14 protein-coding genes are annotated in these 16,429 nt (G+C 54.6%); 2 read left to right on the top strand and 12 right to left on the bottom strand.

Annotation, left to right across the window (positions count from 1 at the left end; genetic code table 11):
- Window positions 1–509: 509 nt before the first annotated feature.
- The gene (locus BTJ39_RS16620; protein ID WP_078003808.1) at window positions 510–1,829 is read left to right on the top strand and encodes an MFS family transporter; all 1,320 of its coding nucleotides are present in this window, start codon (window positions 510–512) and stop codon (window positions 1,827–1,829) included.
- Here BTJ39_RS16620 and BTJ39_RS16615 read toward each other — a convergent pair whose 3' ends face one another.
- The 5 genes from BTJ39_RS16615 to trxC form a co-directional block, all read right to left on the bottom strand.
- Window positions 1,830–2,150, bottom strand: coding sequence for a YfiM family lipoprotein (locus tag BTJ39_RS16615; protein ID WP_078003807.1), 321 nt, complete (start codon window positions 2,148–2,150; stop codon window positions 1,830–1,832).
- Between the two features lie 45 nt (window positions 2,151–2,195).
- A complete protein-coding gene (pssA, locus tag BTJ39_RS16610; protein WP_078003806.1) occupies window positions 2,196–3,551 on the bottom strand; it encodes a CDP-diacylglycerol--serine O-phosphatidyltransferase in 1,356 nt (451 codons plus the stop codon).
- Window positions 3,552–3,650: 99 nt separating this feature from the next.
- Window positions 3,651–6,323, bottom strand: a complete 2,673-nt coding sequence (locus BTJ39_RS16605) for a bifunctional acetate--CoA ligase family protein/GNAT family N-acetyltransferase (RefSeq protein WP_078003805.1) — start codon at window positions 6,321–6,323, stop codon at window positions 3,651–3,653.
- Between the two features lie 33 nt (window positions 6,324–6,356).
- On the bottom strand, window positions 6,357–7,058 hold the full coding sequence (locus tag BTJ39_RS16600) for a tRNA-uridine aminocarboxypropyltransferase (RefSeq protein ID WP_078003815.1): 702 nt from the start codon (window positions 7,056–7,058) through the stop codon (window positions 6,357–6,359).
- Between the two features lie 54 nt (window positions 7,059–7,112).
- On the bottom strand, window positions 7,113–7,532 hold the full coding sequence (gene trxC / locus BTJ39_RS16595) for a thioredoxin TrxC (protein WP_078003804.1): 420 nt from the start codon (window positions 7,530–7,532) through the stop codon (window positions 7,113–7,115).
- A 204-nt stretch (window positions 7,533–7,736) separates the two neighbouring features.
- Between trxC and BTJ39_RS16590 the strand changes: the two genes are divergently transcribed.
- Window positions 7,737–8,765: a tRNA/rRNA methyltransferase gene (locus tag BTJ39_RS16590; protein WP_078003803.1), complete on the top strand. Its 1,029-nt coding sequence runs from the start codon at window positions 7,737–7,739 to the stop codon at window positions 8,763–8,765.
- Between the two features lie 76 nt (window positions 8,766–8,841).
- Here the strand turns inward: BTJ39_RS16590 and emrB are convergent, their stop codons facing one another.
- The 7 genes from emrB to proV form a co-directional block, all read right to left on the bottom strand.
- Window positions 8,842–10,377 (bottom strand): multidrug efflux MFS transporter permease subunit EmrB, encoded by a 1,536-nt coding sequence (emrB, locus tag BTJ39_RS16585; protein ID WP_078003802.1) that lies wholly within the window; start codon window positions 10,375–10,377, stop codon window positions 8,842–8,844.
- A 17-nt stretch (window positions 10,378–10,394) separates the two neighbouring features.
- Window positions 10,395–11,567: a multidrug efflux MFS transporter periplasmic adaptor subunit EmrA gene (emrA, locus tag BTJ39_RS16580; protein ID WP_078003801.1), complete on the bottom strand. Its 1,173-nt coding sequence runs from the start codon at window positions 11,565–11,567 to the stop codon at window positions 10,395–10,397.
- Window positions 11,568–11,755: 188 nt separating this feature from the next.
- A complete protein-coding gene (gene mprA, locus BTJ39_RS16575) occupies window positions 11,756–12,286 on the bottom strand; it encodes a transcriptional repressor MprA (protein WP_078003800.1) in 531 nt (176 codons plus the stop codon).
- Window positions 12,286–12,588 carry a hypothetical protein gene (locus BTJ39_RS24610; RefSeq protein ID WP_139356365.1) on the bottom strand — a complete coding sequence of 101 codons (303 nt, stop codon included), beginning with the start codon at window positions 12,586–12,588 and terminating at the stop codon, window positions 12,286–12,288. Before BTJ39_RS24610 ends, mprA begins: the two co-directional genes overlap by 1 nt.
- Window positions 12,589–12,794: 206 nt before the next feature.
- Entirely contained in the window at window positions 12,795–13,790 is a 996-nt protein-coding gene (proX, locus tag BTJ39_RS16570) for a glycine betaine/L-proline ABC transporter substrate-binding protein ProX (RefSeq protein ID WP_078003799.1), read from the bottom strand.
- Window positions 13,791–13,861: 71 nt separating this feature from the next.
- Window positions 13,862–15,151 (bottom strand): glycine betaine/L-proline ABC transporter permease ProW, encoded by a 1,290-nt coding sequence (proW, locus tag BTJ39_RS16565; protein WP_078003798.1) that lies wholly within the window; start codon window positions 15,149–15,151, stop codon window positions 13,862–13,864.
- A complete protein-coding gene (proV, locus tag BTJ39_RS16560; protein WP_078003797.1) occupies window positions 15,144–16,343 on the bottom strand; it encodes a glycine betaine/L-proline ABC transporter ATP-binding protein ProV in 1,200 nt (399 codons plus the stop codon). Before proV ends, proW begins: the two co-directional genes overlap by 8 nt.
- Between the last annotated feature and the right edge of the window lie 86 nt (window positions 16,344–16,429).

Raw genomic sequence — 16,429 nt, 5'->3', positions numbered from 1 at the left:
CGTAGCGCCGATGGTAGTGTGGGGTCTCCCCATGCGAGAGTAGGGAACTGCCAGGCATCATATAAAGAAGAAGCCCCGTGCGAAAGCGCGGGGCTTTTTTGCGTCTGCGGCGGAGCCTCCCCGGCGCGTATTACCCTTCGGGCAAATCCGCCGGGGTATTTATGTTGGCAAAACAGCGCTCTTCATCTTCCAGTAATACCCCATGGCCGCCGGCCTCCGTCAGAAACTGCATTAAACGACGTTTGCCGCCGGCAAGACAGGCTTATAAATCCGGGCGTAAAGCGGAGCTGAACGATAAATTTCTTTTACCTGTCTATCCGCTAATCTGGCTATTTTTTGCTGCCAGTAAGGGGATTACAACCGGCTGAAAATGAACAGAACCACGCCGGGTTCACAAAAATCGCTGCTGCTGAAATAAAGTATTTCCTTGATATTGTGAAGCCAGGCTTTACTGAACGCTTCATATTCATCTGGCTGATTATCGGCAGGGAACGATCAGAGGTATTACCATGGCGGAAGTGACTAATATAAAGCCCAAACCTGAAACCCCGGGAGCGGATAACATCGAACATATGAGCGTGCGACAACGTATCTGGGCAATCTTTGGCGCATCGTCAGGCAATTTGGTTGAGTGGTTTGATTTTTACGTCTATTCCTTTTTCTCTCTCTATTTCGCGCAGGCGTTTTTTCCTACCGGCGACAGCACGACACAGCTATTAAAAACAGCGGGGGTATTTGCCGCAGGATTTTTGATGCGTCCGATCGGCGGCTGGCTATTCGGCTTTATCGCGGATAAATATGGCCGTAAAAAATCAATGCTGATCTCGGTATTTATGATGTGCTTCGGCTCGCTGGTCATTGCCTGCCTGCCGGGCTACGCGACAATCGGCGTGGCGGCTCCGGTGCTCCTGCTGCTGGCGCGGATGTTTCAGGGACTGTCGGTTGGCGGCGAATACGGCACCAGCGCAACCTATATGAGCGAAGTGGCAGAGGAAGGTAAAAAAGGATTTTATGCGGCTTTTCAGTATGTCACGCTCATCGGCGGCCAATTGCTGGCGGTACTGACGGTTGTCATTCTACAGTTTATCCTTGATGACAATGAGCTGAAAAGCTGGGGATGGCGCATCCCTTTTTTCATGGGGGCGGTACTCGCGGTAGTGGCGGTGCTATTGCGTCGATCGCTTAATGAAACCTCTGATAGCCAAATCCGGGCGCGCAAAGATGCCGGAACGCTGAGCGGTCTATGGAAGCACCGTCGGGCATTTTTGATGGTATTAGGCTTTACCGCCGGAGGCTCCCTGAGCTTTTATACCTTTACTACCTATATGCAAAAATATCTGGTCAACACCTCAGGGATGGATGCCAGAACCGCCAGCGGCCTGATGACCGGGGCGCTATTTATTTTTATGATGTTGCAGCCGATTATTGGCGGATTATCCGATAAGATCGGTCGCCGCAGCTCTATGCTGTTGTTTGGCGGCTTGTCGGCGATATGTACGGTTCCAATTCTGACGCTGCTACAAAGCGTTACCAATCCGTGGATTGCGTTTGCGCTGGTTATGCTGGCGCTGGTGATTACCAGCTTCTACACCGCTATCAGCGGCATTCTGAAAGCCGAAATGTTCCCCCCTGAAGTGCGGGCGCTCGGTGTGGGGCTGTCTTATGCTCTGGCAAATGCGATATTTGGTGGATCAGCGGAGTACGTTGCGCTTTCGCTGAAGGCGGCGGGCAGCGAAACCAGCTTCTTCTGGTACGTGTCGGCAATGGGCGCTCTGGCTTTCCTGGTATCACTTCTGCTTCATCGCCGGGGGAAGGGGCTTAAGCTGTAGTTAGTGGCTAAGCGTCCATAATGTGTAGCCGGTGGCAGCGCCGGCTACGTCCCAGCTAAAATCCTTCCAGCTCCAGCCTGAACCTAAGGGACGGCTGTCATAAGCTTCTTTTCCTGCACCGATACTTAACGAAAAAAGCAAACCAATGCCCGCACTGTGACTGTCGCTTATATGCTGGCGTCTGGCATATTCGCTGCCTGCTGCGGCGAGCAGGCCTGAAGCGACAAAGTGCTCCGCTTTATCCTTGCCGGTCCAGCCGTCGCTAGCCATATGGCTACAGCCGCAGCAGCTGAGAATTAAAAGCAGGCAGTAAAGACGCATGGCAGCTCCATAAAAAAAAGCCCCGCCAGAGCAGGACTTTATCAGTTACAGAATACGGCTGATTAGCTTATCAATACGAATGCGCCGCAGCCGGCGTATCAGCTTACGCACTTTAACCGGATAATCTGCGATGCTTTCCAGATCGCGGAAATGTTGCACGATGGTGGTATGGGTGCGAATTAGCGCCAGCTCGCTGGTACGCTGTTCGCTCAGCTGATGCTGCGGATCGTGAATAAGAATGGCATTTTCCAGGTCGAGCCGCCAGGCGCGCGGATTCAGGTTATTACCGGTGACCATCATCCATTCTTCATCCACCCAGACACCTTTAAGGTGATAGCTGTTTTCCCCGTCCTTCCACAAGCGCACCGTGAGCTGCTGGTTATTAATAAAATATTGTAAACGACTGAGGAAGCGGCGCAGGTTAATTTCATAAAGATAGGGCAGTGCGCCGATAATTTTAAACGGCCGGTCGGGGGGGAGATAAAAATCATTAGCGGTTTTATCACCGACAATGATTTCAACCTGTTTGCCCTGGCGCAGCAGACCGATGATATTGCGCACCAGAATGGCGGGCAGATTGAAATAAGGCGTGCAGATAGTGAGCCTGTTGGTGGTACAGGGCATCAGATGATAGATCGTCTTATTCAATAAGCTGCGTTTGCCAAGGCCGACCAGCGGGGTTACCGATAGCTGGTTATTATCGGCGTCGGATTGATAACGATAGTCGATACCGCGCAGGTCCTGGCGAAACTGCCGGGTTTCATTTTTAATTTCAGGACTTTTAGGCCGTTCCGTACGGTCCAGGCGGTGAACGGCATCGGCTTCGATGAGGTGCTGACGGACCCAGGAAACCATGGAGTCGGCCAGCGCCGGGTTAGCGATGAGCTGGTAACGATCGTAGCGGTATTTATCGTGCTGATGAAGATAGACATCGTTCAGGCTGGCCCCGGTATAAATCACCGTATCATCGACAATCGACCCTTTAAGATGCAGTACGCCCAGCGCCTCGCGGGTGTTAACCGGCACGCCGTAAACGGGGATTTCAGTATCCGGATGCTGGCGCGCCATCCCGCAATACCAGTCAGCATTGGTGGCGCCCTGTTTGTCACCAATACGCCCGCGCTGCGCCCGGTGCCAGTCAACCAGCACGCAGATATCAAGCTCGGGGCGCGCCTGCTTAGCAGCATAGAGTGCAGACAGAACGGCTCGTCCGCCGTCATCATTTTCCAGATAGAGAGCGACAATACAGATACGCAGTCTGGCGCTGGCGATCTTATCCAGCAAAGCCTGACGAAAATCGGCAGCGGTATAAAGCGTGGTGAAATCTGCTGCGGATTGAGCCAGTTTAGGCAACTGAGCAAGGTGCTGTTGGTGTTTATTACGCTTGAGCTTGGTCAACATCACAGTACGCTTCTTCTCTGTTCATAATGGCCTCTTTTGCCATAAAATCATAAGCCTGACTGCAAATAATATCATTAGTATGAAGCAATGGCGTGTGATTTACGTTTCAAAAGATCCTCTTCCCGCTTCTGGTAATGACAGCGACAGGCCGACGATTCCGTCATTGAGCTGAATATCGACGCTGAAACCCAGCTTACGGGCGAGGGCGATCATTCCCTGATTGTGGGGCATGGTGATGCCATTTAGCTGCTTCAGACCATGCTCGCGGGTGTAGGCAATCATCTTTTCCAGTAGCCTGCGTCCCATTCCCAGGCCTTTGAGATCGGAGCGAACCAGCACGGAGAATTCAGCATCAATGTTGTCCGCATCGGAGATTGCTCTGGTTACGCCGATGATCTCTTGCCGATTATTTAACTCTCTCACTGCGACGATCGCCATTTCCCGATCGTAGTCGATTTGCGTCATATTAGCCAAATCATCATGGGTGAACTCATTGATCTCGCTGAAATAGCGATAATAGAGATCCTCTTTGGTGACCTGGCTGATAAAGCGCTGCAGCAGCGGTTCATCTTCAGGCAAAATTGGCCTGAACAGACAGCTGAGCCCGTTTTTTAGCGTGACGGGTTCTTCCAGGTGGTGCGGATAAGGACGGATTGCCAGGCGAGCTTCGGCATCGCCGCTGAATGGCGCCAGCGTCATGGTTACATCCAGCATTGTGAACGTCTCGCCACCGGCCAGCAGCGGATGAATATCCAGCCGGCGAACTTCCGGACAGTCGATAATCAGGTTTGAGACTTTTACCAGAACCTGACTAAGCTGGGTGATATCTAAAGGTTGCAGCGCCCCCCGGCTGCGCAGCTTGCCGCCGTTAATCGCCTGAATAACCAGGTAGCGGGCGAGCGTCATATTCAACGGCGGCAGGGCCACGACCGCCTGGCGGTCCGGCTGCCAGTCAGATCCGCCTTCGCCCAGCAGGATCAGCGGGCCAAACACCGGGTCGTGTTCGACCTGAATGCGCAGCTCCTGAGCGCCGGCGCGGTTTGCCATACTCTGAACCAGCAATCCTTCAATTCGGGCCGCAGGCCAGGCTTGCCTGACGCGGTCAAGAATCGCATCGGCTGCGCGCTGAACCTCCTCTGCGGTACGCAAATAGAGCATGACGCCCTGAACCTCTGATTTATGCGCAATATCAGCGGAGCGCAGCTTAAGTGCAACCGGATAGCCAATCTGATTCGCAATTTGCACGGCTTCGACGCTATCGCTGGCAATCCAGGTCGGCAGTACGCTCAGGCCATAAGCCTGAAAAATATCCCGCACCTCATGGGTATCAAGAGAGAGATCGCCAGCGCTGAGCGCCTGTTGAATTAGCTGATGCGCCTGGGCCGAGTCCTGGGTAAGCGAGGGAGGAAGCGCTGGCGTTTCGCGCAGCAGCTGCTGATTGCGGCGATATTCCACCATATGCATAAAGGCGCTGATGGTCCCCTCAGGCGTACGGTAGGTTGGCATATGCGCTTCACTGAACAGGCGACGTGATTCCTGTGATGAATATTCGCCGCACCAATTAGTCAATAACGTTACCTGGGCGGCGCGCGGATGCTTATTAATCTGCTCGATAAGCTGCTTTGCGGTGGGCGTTGCCGGCGCGGCGGCGCTGGGCGCATGGATAATCATCAATGCATCAAAGCTGTGGCTGTCGAGCAGGGTGTTAATCACGCAGAGGTAGCGCTCAGGGCTGGCATCGTCCTGAAGATCCAGCGGATTGGCAATGTTGAACTCAGCCGGTAAAACCGCCTTTAATGCAGCGCACAGCGGTTCATCGGGCTGGGCAAGCTGACCGCTGCGGGCATAGAGAGCATCCAGCGCCAGCGCCGCCGGCGCTGCACCGTTACTGACGATCATCAGCCGATCGCCGCGCAGCGGGCGCATATGACTGAGGGTTTCCACGGCGGAAAACAGCTCGTGGGTATCCCGCACGCGCAGCAGCCCGGCCCGCTGGATAGCGGCATCCCAGGCGGCATCCATCCCTGATGGCGTTCGCAGTAGCTGCTGTGCTTGCGGACTACTGCCGCTTTTTATCACCAGAATAGGCTTATTACGTGAGGCGCTGCGTGCTGCAGAGACGAAACGTCTCGCATCGCTGAGGCTTTCAAGGTGCAATAAAATAGCGGCGGTTTTACCGTCCCTGGCGAGAAAATCGAGCAGGTCATCGACGTCAATATCCAGGCTGTCGCCAAGGGCAATAAACCATGAAAAACCCAGCTGGCGCTGCTGCGCCCAGTCAAGGATAGTGTTGGAAACCGCTGCCGATTGGGAAATAAAAGCGACTTTACCCGGCAGGATAGGAACCGGCGAGAAGCTGGCGTTCAGTCCCTGCCAGGGCGCCAGCAAACCCAGACTGTTTGGCCCCAGCAGACGCATCTGGAAGCGGGCGGCGCAGGCGCGAAGATCCTCCTGTTGCGCCGCCGGCGCGGAAAGAATAATCGCCGCTTTACACCCCCGCTCGCCAAGTGCTTCAAGCAGGGCGAGGTTGCGGCTGGCGTTGGTGCATATGATTGCCAGGTCCGGCGCCAGAGGCAGGCTGGCGATATCCGGCCAGGCCAGCACGCCGCAAACGGCTTTATAGCGTGGGGTGACGGGCAGCACCGGCCCCTGAAAGCCACCATCAAGCAAGTTGCGCATCATCAGCCAGCCCGCACGCTGCGGCCTGGCCGAAGCGCCGATGACGGCGATTGATTTTGGTCTGAGTAGTGCTTCCAGCCCGCGTTGGCTCATAGTGCGCTCCTGGCAGTGAGAATCAGAATGATTTTAAACTTTTTCTCTGTCTTTTGCCGTGATATGCACAGGACGAAACGGTTTTCCGGCGAGGTAGCGATCGCGAAATAGCAGAAAATGTTGCGAAAGTGCCTGGGCTGCGTGGTGGTCGCCTGCCTGCGCCAGCAGCGTCGCTGCGACTTCAGCGGTACAATGCTGGCCGGGAGCATGGGCCTGGCGCAGGGAGTAAGCTGAAGGGGTCGTCACGTCAACTGACATGACGGGAAATTTATCCAGCCAGGGACTTTTGCGAAACATTTTCCGCGCTTCGGTCCAGGTGCCATCCAGCATAATAAACAGCGGCGGTTTGCCCTGCACCGGGGGGGTATTTTCCACCTGTCTGCCCGGGGAGGCATAGCTGGCGGGAAACACGACAAAGGGTTGATAGCGGGCGTCGTTGACCGCGCTGAGCAGGGCCGGACTTATCCCGGTTCGTGACCAGCCGAAGGCGAGGGTATCGGGGAGAATATCGGCAATTAAACGCCCGGTATTGCTGGGCTTCATCGGTTCGGTATCGAACATCACCAGGCAAAACCGGCTGCGTGCCTGCTGTACGGCCACGGCTGAGCACAGACAGTTTATCTGCGGCAGCAGGCAGCGCTGACAGCGGCGCACGCGATTGCCTCTGGCAAGAAAGGGGCGGGTGGCGCGGGCCAGGCGCTCGGCACGCAGGCGAAGAACGGCGTTTTCAGTCATCATCAATAGTGGCTAAAAACCCCATTCTATCCTGGCTGGCGTAAAGAGACAGTATTAAACCGTCTCGTCCAGCCACTCGCTGAAAGGCGCCTTCGGCATTGCGCCGTTGAGCATATCCACCATCTGCCCGTCTTTGAAGGCCATAATGGTTGGAATGCTGCGAATACCAAAGCGGCTACTTAGCGCCGGCTCTGCTTCCGTATTCACTTTAAGAAAGCGTATTTTACCGCTGCGCTCCGATGCCAGCTCTTCATAGACTGGCGCAAAGTTTACGCAGGGGCCGCACCAGGGCGCCCAGAAGTCAATCACCACCGGCAGCTCATCCTGTAAATATTTATCCAGCGTGGCGGCAGTCGCGTTGATGACGTCTTTAGCGAACAGCTCAGCGCTGCATCGGCCGCATTTTACCCCTTGATTGACGCGTTCAGCAGGCAGGCGATTGGTTGTCTGGCAGGAAGGACAGACTGTATTCATTTTTTACCTCGTCAGCGCAGAAAATCACTGCGAAAAGCTGATTTTGTAAACTACAGGTTGCTCAGTATGTTCATTGAGCGTTCGGGCAACAATGTGATTCGCTCAATGGTTATAATAGCTGATAGCTTTTAGCTAAAGGTGATAGCTAACTCAGGGAACATCAGGTAATCTGCGCGCTTCGCGCTCAGCCAGGGGGAGAAATCGATGAACGACGAGCTGAAGGGTAAAAGTGGCAAGGTTAAAGTGATGTATGTCCGCGGTGATGAAGAAAAAGAAAACCGGGGACAGAATCCGCGCACCGGTAAGGGAGGCGCCCGCCCGCCAAAAGAAAGCGGCCGGCGTTCCGATCGCCATGAAAGCAAAGGTCGCGGCCCGCGTGAGCACAGCGATACCTATGAATCCTCACCGTGGCGTACCGTCAGTCGCGCGCCAGCTGATGACAATAAACCCGACCATCGGGGGATCAGCGGCAAAAGTTTTATCGATCCGGAACAGCTGCGCCGTCAGCGTCTGGAAGAAACCCGCGTATATGGCGAAAATGCCTGTCAGGCGCTATTTAACAGCCGGCCTGAAGCTATCGTCCGCGCCTGGTTTATACAGAGTGTCACGCCGCGTTTTCGCAATGCGCTCAAGTGGCTGGCCGCTAACCGCAAGGCGTACCACGTTGTCGATGATGCGGAGCTGACCAAGGCTTCGGGCACTGAGCACCACGGCGGCGTTTGCTTCCTGATTAAAAAACGCATGGGAATGCCGGTTGCCGACTGGCTGGCGCAGGCGGCAGAGCAGGATTGCGTGCTGGCGCTGGAAGATATTGGCAATCCGCACAACGTTGGCGGCATCATGCGCAGCTGTGCGCATTTTGGCATAAAAGGCGTGCTGGTTGATGATGCGGCGGTGCTGGAATCCGGCGCGGCAGTGCGTACCGCAGAAGGCGGCGCTGAACATATTCAGGCCATCGGCGCCGACGATTTTGCCAACGGACTTGATGCCTTCCGTAAAGCGGGTTACACCATCGTGACGACCTCAAGCCATAAAGGCGTGACGCTAAATAGCGCGACGCTGCCGCAGAAAATGGTGTTAGTGCTGGGCCAGGAGCGTGACGGTCTGTCCGACAGCGCTTTCCAGCGTGGCGATCTGGCCGTTTCGATAGGCGGTACCGGCAATGTTGAAAGCCTGAATGTCTCGGTTGCTACCGGTATTCTGCTGGCTGAATGGTGGCGTCAGAATAACTGATAGCGCGTGGCGCCATCGATAAAGCGAGATAAAAAAAACCGGATGTTTTCAGCATCCGGTTTTTTTTCGTCACCAGCTAGTGGGCGCCGCCGCCGCCGCCGCCCGAACCGAAAGGCGGACGGGCAAACCAGATAAGCACCAGCAGAACCAGGAAAACCCCGGCCGAGGCCCAGAATATCTCGTTTGCTGAGATTATCAGGCCCTGGTTGGTTATCTGCTGTGCAATCCAGGCAGAGGCCTGATCGTGCGTCATACCCAGCGACTGCAGCTTATCGTACATTTGCTGTGCGTTGGGATTATACGGCGTGACCGATTCTGTTAGCTGCGCGTGATGCATTGATTCGCGATCTGTCCACATTGTGGTGGTGATCGAGGTTCCGATGGAGCCCGCCAGCGTACGCACAAAGTTAGACAGGCTGGAGGCCGCCGCCATTCGTTCGCGGGGTAAACCGGAGAGCGTGATGGTCGTCAGCGGCATAAAAAAGCAGGCGACGGCGAAGCCCTGAATAAACTGCGGCCAGGCCGAGGCGCCAAAGTCCATGCCAGGTTCGAAGGTATAAGCGCGCCAGTAAAAGCAGACGGCATACATAATGAAGCTGAAGGTGACCAGCCGGCGCATATCCAGCTTGTGGGCAAAGCGGCCGATAATCGGCGACAGTATGACCGGGATGATGCCAACCGGTGCTGACGCCAGACCGGCCCAGGTGGCCGTGTAGCCGTATACCTCCTGTAGCAGCTGAGGCAGCAGCACGATCGAGCCAAAGTAAAGCATATAGGCGAGGCTGATCGAAAGGCAGCCGATGGTGAAGTTTCGCCCGGTAAACAGCGACAGATCGACGATAGGGTGCTTATCGGTTAGCTCCCATACCAACAGCACTATCAGCGCGACGACCGCCACCGCCGTCAGAACGATAATCTCCGTAGAGCTAAACCAGTCGAGTTCTTTACCGCGATCGAGCATCACCTGCAGCGAACCAACGCCGATCACCAGCAGTACCAGACCGACCATATCGATAGGCGCAATGCTGATTGGCGTTTCGCGACCGCGCAAGGTTTGCAGCGTAAGAAGTACCACAACGACGCCAATCGGCACGTTAATAAAGAAGATCCAGCCCCAGTGATAATTGTCGCTGATCCAGCCTCCGAGAATCGGACCGCAGATCGGCGCAACGATGACGGTCATTGCCCACAGCGACAGCGCAATGCTGCGTTTAGCCGGCGGGTAGTTATTCAGTAGCAAGCTTTGCGACAGCGGGATCAAGGGGCCGGCGACGATCCCCTGAATAACGCGAAAGAAAATCAGGGTAGTCAGACTTTCCGATATGCCGCATAGCCAGGAAGCAACGGCGAAGGCGCCGGTCGCCCAGATAAACAGCTTCACCTCGCCCACGCGGCGGGCAAGCCAGCCGGTAATAGGAATTGAAATAGCATTCGCTACCCCAAACGAGGTGATAACCCAGGTTCCCTGGGAGTTAGACGCGCCGAGGTTACCTGAGATGGTTGGGATCGCAACGTTGGCGATGGTGGAGTCCAGTACCTGCATAAAGGTCGCCAGCGACAGCGCGATCGTCATCAGAACCAGCGGCATCCCCTCAAGCGGTTTTTGTTGCATGACAACCTCTCGCGTGATTAACCCGCATTGGCTTTAATGATCTCGCTTATCAGCTGGTTCACCGGCGCCAGATTGAGCGCCAGCGCATTGCTGACGTAAGCCGGCGTACTGCGCACCTTGGTGGCCAGCACCGCGCCTTGCATATCGGTGGTATCCACGTTTACCAGCGCGGAAAGTCCAATACGCAGCGGATGCTGTTTCAGTTCCTGAGGGTCCAGCTCGATGCGCACCGGCAGGCGCTGAACCACTTTGATCCAGTTACCGGTGGCATTCTGCGCCGGCAGCAGTGAGAAGGCGCTGCCGGTTCCCATATCCAGGCCCACCACCTTGCCGTGATAAACGACATCATCGCCGTAAATATCGCTGACCACCGTGGCCGCCTGGCCGATGCGAACTTTCGCCAACTGGGTTTCTTTGAAGTTTGCATCAACCCATAGCCCCGTAGAAGGCACGATAGCCATCAGCGGTGTGGACGGAGAGATCTGCGAGCCAACCTGAACGCTACGACGCGAAACGTAGCCGTCCACCGGACTGACGATTTGCGTGCGCTGCAGCGCCAGCCATGCGTCGCGCAGTTCGGCTGAGGCCTGTTGAACCGCGGGCTGATTTGCCAGAGAGGTGTTGAGGATCATTGCCTGATTAGCGTTATATTGCTGAATTGCTACGTCGAGCTGTGCTTTGGCGCTGGCAACCGCATCGCGGGCATGCTGCAGCTCTTCGCGACCAATCAGGTTAGCGCTGCCAAGAGGGACGCGACGGCGCAAATCAGACTCAGCCTGATCCAGTGCGGTTTTTTGCAGTTCGATATTGGCCTGATACTGTTTACCGTTAATCATCAGCTGATGAGTCTGACGTACGCTGGTAGCCAGCGCGGTTTTTGCTTTCTCAAATGCCTGCTGCGCATCGGTTTGGTCGAGTGTAACCAGCACATCGCCTTTTTTAACGAAGTCAGTATCGTCAAACACCACTTTATCGACGCTGCCGGAGACCTGGGCCATAACCTGAACCTGGTTACCCGCGACATAGGCATCGTCAGTTTCTTCAAAGTGGCGCAGCACCAGAAACCAGTAAACTAACCAGGCAACGCCAATCACGATAAACAGCACAGTCAGTAAAACCAGCGTGCGCTTACGTTTATTTTTATTAGCCTTGGACTGCTGTGGTGTCTGCATCTCCGCATTCACACTCATCGTACTCTCCTGTTTGCCTAATCATCCGGAGAGAACATCCTTATTCAAATATCCGGCGCGAAAAATGCCAGCGCGAATGCGCTGGCATAAGACATGAAATCTGGGCGCTTAACATAGCGACTTACTGGTAAAAATATGTCGCACAATATGCTATTAGTGGCAGGCGTTATTGCTGTATTGAGGCGATATTAACGCGACAAATTGCTGATAACTTCTTCTTCGTCCATTTTATCTAGCCGATTCAAAAGCTTGCGGGTGATCGTCTCCAGCTGCGTTTTTTCGCTGCCGTTCAGTGAATCCCACAGTAGCTGCAGGCACTGATGCTGAGGCGGCAGAACCTGCTGCAGGAATTCATTACCCTTTGCGGTGAGGCTAAGGTGCAGACAGCGGCGATCGTTATCGCTTTCGCGGCGTTCAATCCAGCCGCGTTTTTCCAGCTCATCGGCGATGCGCGTAGCATTGGTGCGAGAGGAGCCGAGGGCGGAGCTCAGTTCAGAAGGCTGAATACTTTGATCTTCCTGCGCGTCCAGGGTGATTAATGCCATAAACAGGGTTTCGTTAATCCCTTGAGCTTTCAGCATTTTATTACGATTTTCTAGCAGTTTTCCCTGCATGTGCATGCACAGACGGGTCAGCATAATTTCTTGCAGAGGAAAATCTTTGTGGCGACTGGCGCGAAAATTTAGCATTTGCTCAATGGGCGTAAACGAGCTTTCCATTATAAGGGGACCTCACTTGTTGCAACGGGTAGTAACAATGGTGTAATCCGAGGTGTTTTCAGATTGCATGCCGCGCAAACTGTTTGCGTTACGCATTTCACCATCCTGATAACCGAGTCACTCCCTAACCCAGTGGCAATGCAGCCTGAGTCCTGGCTGCGGGTTAAAAAAACAAAAAACTGAATGGGCTTTTTCAGCGGCTTTAACCGCAACTTTTCGCCGTCAATACGTTGACGAGATTTCTCGTTAGCAGCTAAATAATTTCCTGTGAAAAAATAACCAGCATGAATAAGTGTCTGCATAACAATACCAGACACCACCAGCGGATAACAGTTCAGAGAGCCTGATAAGTCTGACTTTTACGCGGTCTGCGCCGCTTTTTGCGCACAAGGTTATCTGTAATGCGAACCCTGCACCGGGTTTTACGGCGCCGGGCTCCGGCATTAAGGGCATAAAAAAAGCGACCTTGCGGTCGCTTAGGTGATCGGATGATATCAGCGTCAGTGAATTATTTTGCCGCTGCCTGCGCGTCGCTAATCCACTTATCAAACATTACCTGATGGGCTTTGATCCAGCCATCGACCTGAGCATTGATCGCATCTTCCGATGACTGGCCGTCGTGCATGCGTGCGTTCTGGGCGTTGATATCCGCCAGCGGCAGCTTCATTTCAGCAAACAGTTTCGCTGCGGCCGGGTTTTTCGCCGCCCACTCCTTGTTAGCCACGATATGCATGGTATTCACCGGGAAGCCGTAGTTAGCGCCGTTTGGCAACTTGGTTTCTACGCCGCTCTGTTTACCCGGCAGCGATGAGAAGGGCACCTGCAGCCACACAACGTCACGTCCAGGTTTTAACACGTCGCTTACCCAGTAAGGTGTCCATGTGTAATAAAGGACAGGCTTACCCTGTTTGAAGCGGGTGATGGTATCGGCAATCATCGCGGAATAGTTGCCCTGGTTATGCTCTACGGTATCGGTCAGACCGTACGCTTTAACCTGGTGATTAATCACGGCCTCGCAGCCCCAGCCGGGTGTGCAGCCGGTCAGGTCGGCTTTGCCATCGCCATTGGTATCAAACAGCTTCGCAATCTTAGGATCTTTAAGCTGAGCGATATTGGTAATGTGGTATTTTTCGGCGGTTTTCTTATCAATCAGATAGCCCTGCGCCGCGCCCTGTACGAAGGTTCCCTGACGATAAAACTTGTTATCGCCGCCTGCGGAGGCGTACATATCGTCATGCAGCGGCTTCCAGTTGGTAGCGATATAGGTTGCATCGCCGGCTGCAATGGTCGTGTAGGCGACGTTGTAATCCACTTCGCTGGGCTTCTCTACGCTATAGCCCAGCTTTTCCAGCGCCCGGCTGACCAGCAGTGTCTGAAAAGTTTCTTCCGCGATGGCGCTTTGCACCGGTTTTACCGTAATGCCTTTACCTGGTTGGTCGGCGGCGGAAACATGTAAGGTGGCCAGCGAAGTAAACGCGGCAGCAATTAAAGCAGTCTTGCGCATAACGTATCCTTTTATTAATGATTGTCAGTGCATGGGACGCTGGCGGCGCAGGTTTCTACGCCGCCGGAAAATTAACGTTTAAAGGGGCGAACCAGCAGGCCAATCGGCCCGGTGGTGTACCAATGGCGATTACCGCGGCTGCGTCCATCCCGACCTAACGACTGCGTCAGACGGTCAAGAATGATGGCGAGAATCACGATGCCTACGCCACCTACAGTTGCCAGCCCCATATCGAGACGACCAATACCGCGCAGCACCATCTGACCAAGGCCGCCGACGGCAATCATCGAGGCAATAACCACCATCGAGAGCGCCAGCATCAGCGTCTGGTTTATACCGGCCATAATGGTCGGCATCGCCAGCGGCAGCTGCACTTTAAACAGCAGCTGGCGTGAATTGGCGCCGAAGGCTTCCGCCGCCTCGATAAGGTCTGCGGGAACCTGTTTAATACCCAGAATCGTCAGGCGCACCACCGGCGGCAGAGCAAAGATAATGGTGACGACGACGCCGGGTACGTTACCGATGCCAAACAGCATCACGATAGGCACCAGGTAGACGAATGCAGGCGTGGTTTGCATCGCATCGAGCAGCGGGCGAATAAAGCGCGCCGCGCGTTCACTGCGCGCCAGCCAGATGCCGAGGGGCAGGCCGATGACGATGCAAAACAGCAGGGCGGTCAGCACCAGCGCCAGCGTCACCATCGCCTGTGACCAGGCGCCGATGGCGCCGATAGCAATCAGTGAAATCAGGGTGGCAACGCCCATTGCCGGACTGGCCAGCTGCCAGGCGATCAGCGCAAAAATGACGATCGCCACCGGCGCAGGCATCCCCATCAGCAGGTGCTGGAAAGCGCTAAGAATATAATCTACCGGTACGCGGATCCCCTGAAATAGCGGGCGGAAGTGCGACACTATCCAGTCGATACCTTCGGTAACCCAATGGTCGAGCGGGATCAGTTTTTTATGGAACGGGTCCATAAAACTAAAGTGCTCCGCCTGCGGTGCCGGTGCGCTGTTCAGCCAGTCGCTACCGCCGCCGCTGCCGCCGGTCGGATCGCTCCAGGTATTACCGGCCTGATGGGCTGCGCTATCGCCGCCATGCTGGCTGGCGCTATCAGCGCCGGAAGAACCGGCGCCGGACCAGGGATCGCTGCTCTGGCTGTTAGCGGCTGCGCTATCGCCGCCTTGCTGGCTGGCGTTATCAGCGCCGGAAGAACCGGCACTGGACCAGGGATCGCTGCTCTGGCTGTTAGCGGCTGCGCTATCACCGCCTTGCTGGCTGGCGTTATCAGCGCCGCTTTGCGCGGCGTTCTGGCTATCGGCAGAGGCCGTTTGCCACGGATTTGCATCTTGTTTACTCATTGGTCGCCCCCTCACGGTCCAGCGCCTGCAGCAGCATGCCTTTGGAAATAATGCCGACGTAACGATTATCCTCATCAACCACCGGTACCGCGCAGGGCGCCTGGGCAACATGAGAAAGCAGATCGTTCAGTGAGGTATCTGCCGGAACCGGAGCCGGCTCCGGCAGCATGGCGTGCTCAAGTCCTGCGCCGGCGGCGAGGGCTGATTTCAACGATTCGATGGAAACCACACCGAGGAATTTCTGGCGCTCCAGGATATAGCCAAATTCGCGATCCTCATCCTGCAACACTTTTATTGCCGAACGCGGACCAAAGCCGGGCGATTTTCTCATCAGCGCCGAGGCGCTGCGTCGGGCAATATCCCTGGCGCTGAATACGTGGCTGATATCCACGCCGCGGAAGAAGGTGCGAACATAATCGTTGGCAGGATTATTGAGTATTTCATCGGGCGTACCAACCTGCACCACTTCACCGCCTTGCATAATGGCAATTCGATCGCCGATGCGCATTGCTTCATCAAGGTCATGGGAAATAAATACGATGGTGCGCTGATGACGGGACTGCAAATTAATTAATTCATCCTGCATTTCTGTACGAATTAATGGGTCGAGGGCAGAAAAGGCCTCATCCATTAATAATATATCAGGATTGATTGCCAGTGCGCGTGCCAGGCCAACGCGCTGACGCATACCGCCGGAAAGTTCATCAGGATAAGCGTTGGCATAATTTTCCAGCCCGACCTGACGCAGCGCATCTAATGCTTTTTGCTGTCTTTCTTCAAGCGGCACGCCGGCTAATTCCATACCGAAGGCGGTATTATTCAGCACTGTCATATGCGGCATCAGCGCAAATGACTGGAATACCATGCTGATTTTATTTCGTCTTACCTGGCGCAGTTCCCGGTCAGATATTTTGGCGATATCGACGCCATCAATAATCACCTGACCACGGGTAGGTTCTATCAGACGATTGAGAAGGCGAACCATAGTGGATTTCCCTGAACCGGATAATCCCATGATGACAAATATCTCGCCTTCTTCAATGGCCAGACTGGCGTCTTTTACGCCGAGCGATAGCCCGGTTTTTTCCAGTAATGCCTCCTTGCTGATTCCTTTCTCTATGTGCTTAAAAGCACGCTCCGGATGATCTCCAAATACTTTATATAAATTTTTAACTTCAAGTTTAATCGTCATTCGATAATTAAATCCTGGTTAAGGGTGATAATTCGTTGTTTTGTACATTTCTCTGGTGGAAATTAACAGCCTATAACCGTAGCACA

Origin of the sequence: Izhakiella australiensis, assembly GCF_002006995.1 — a bacterium.
Taxonomy (GTDB): Bacteria; Pseudomonadota; Gammaproteobacteria; order Enterobacterales; family Enterobacteriaceae; genus Izhakiella; species Izhakiella australiensis.
This window is presented reverse-complemented; position numbering and strand designations above follow the sequence as displayed.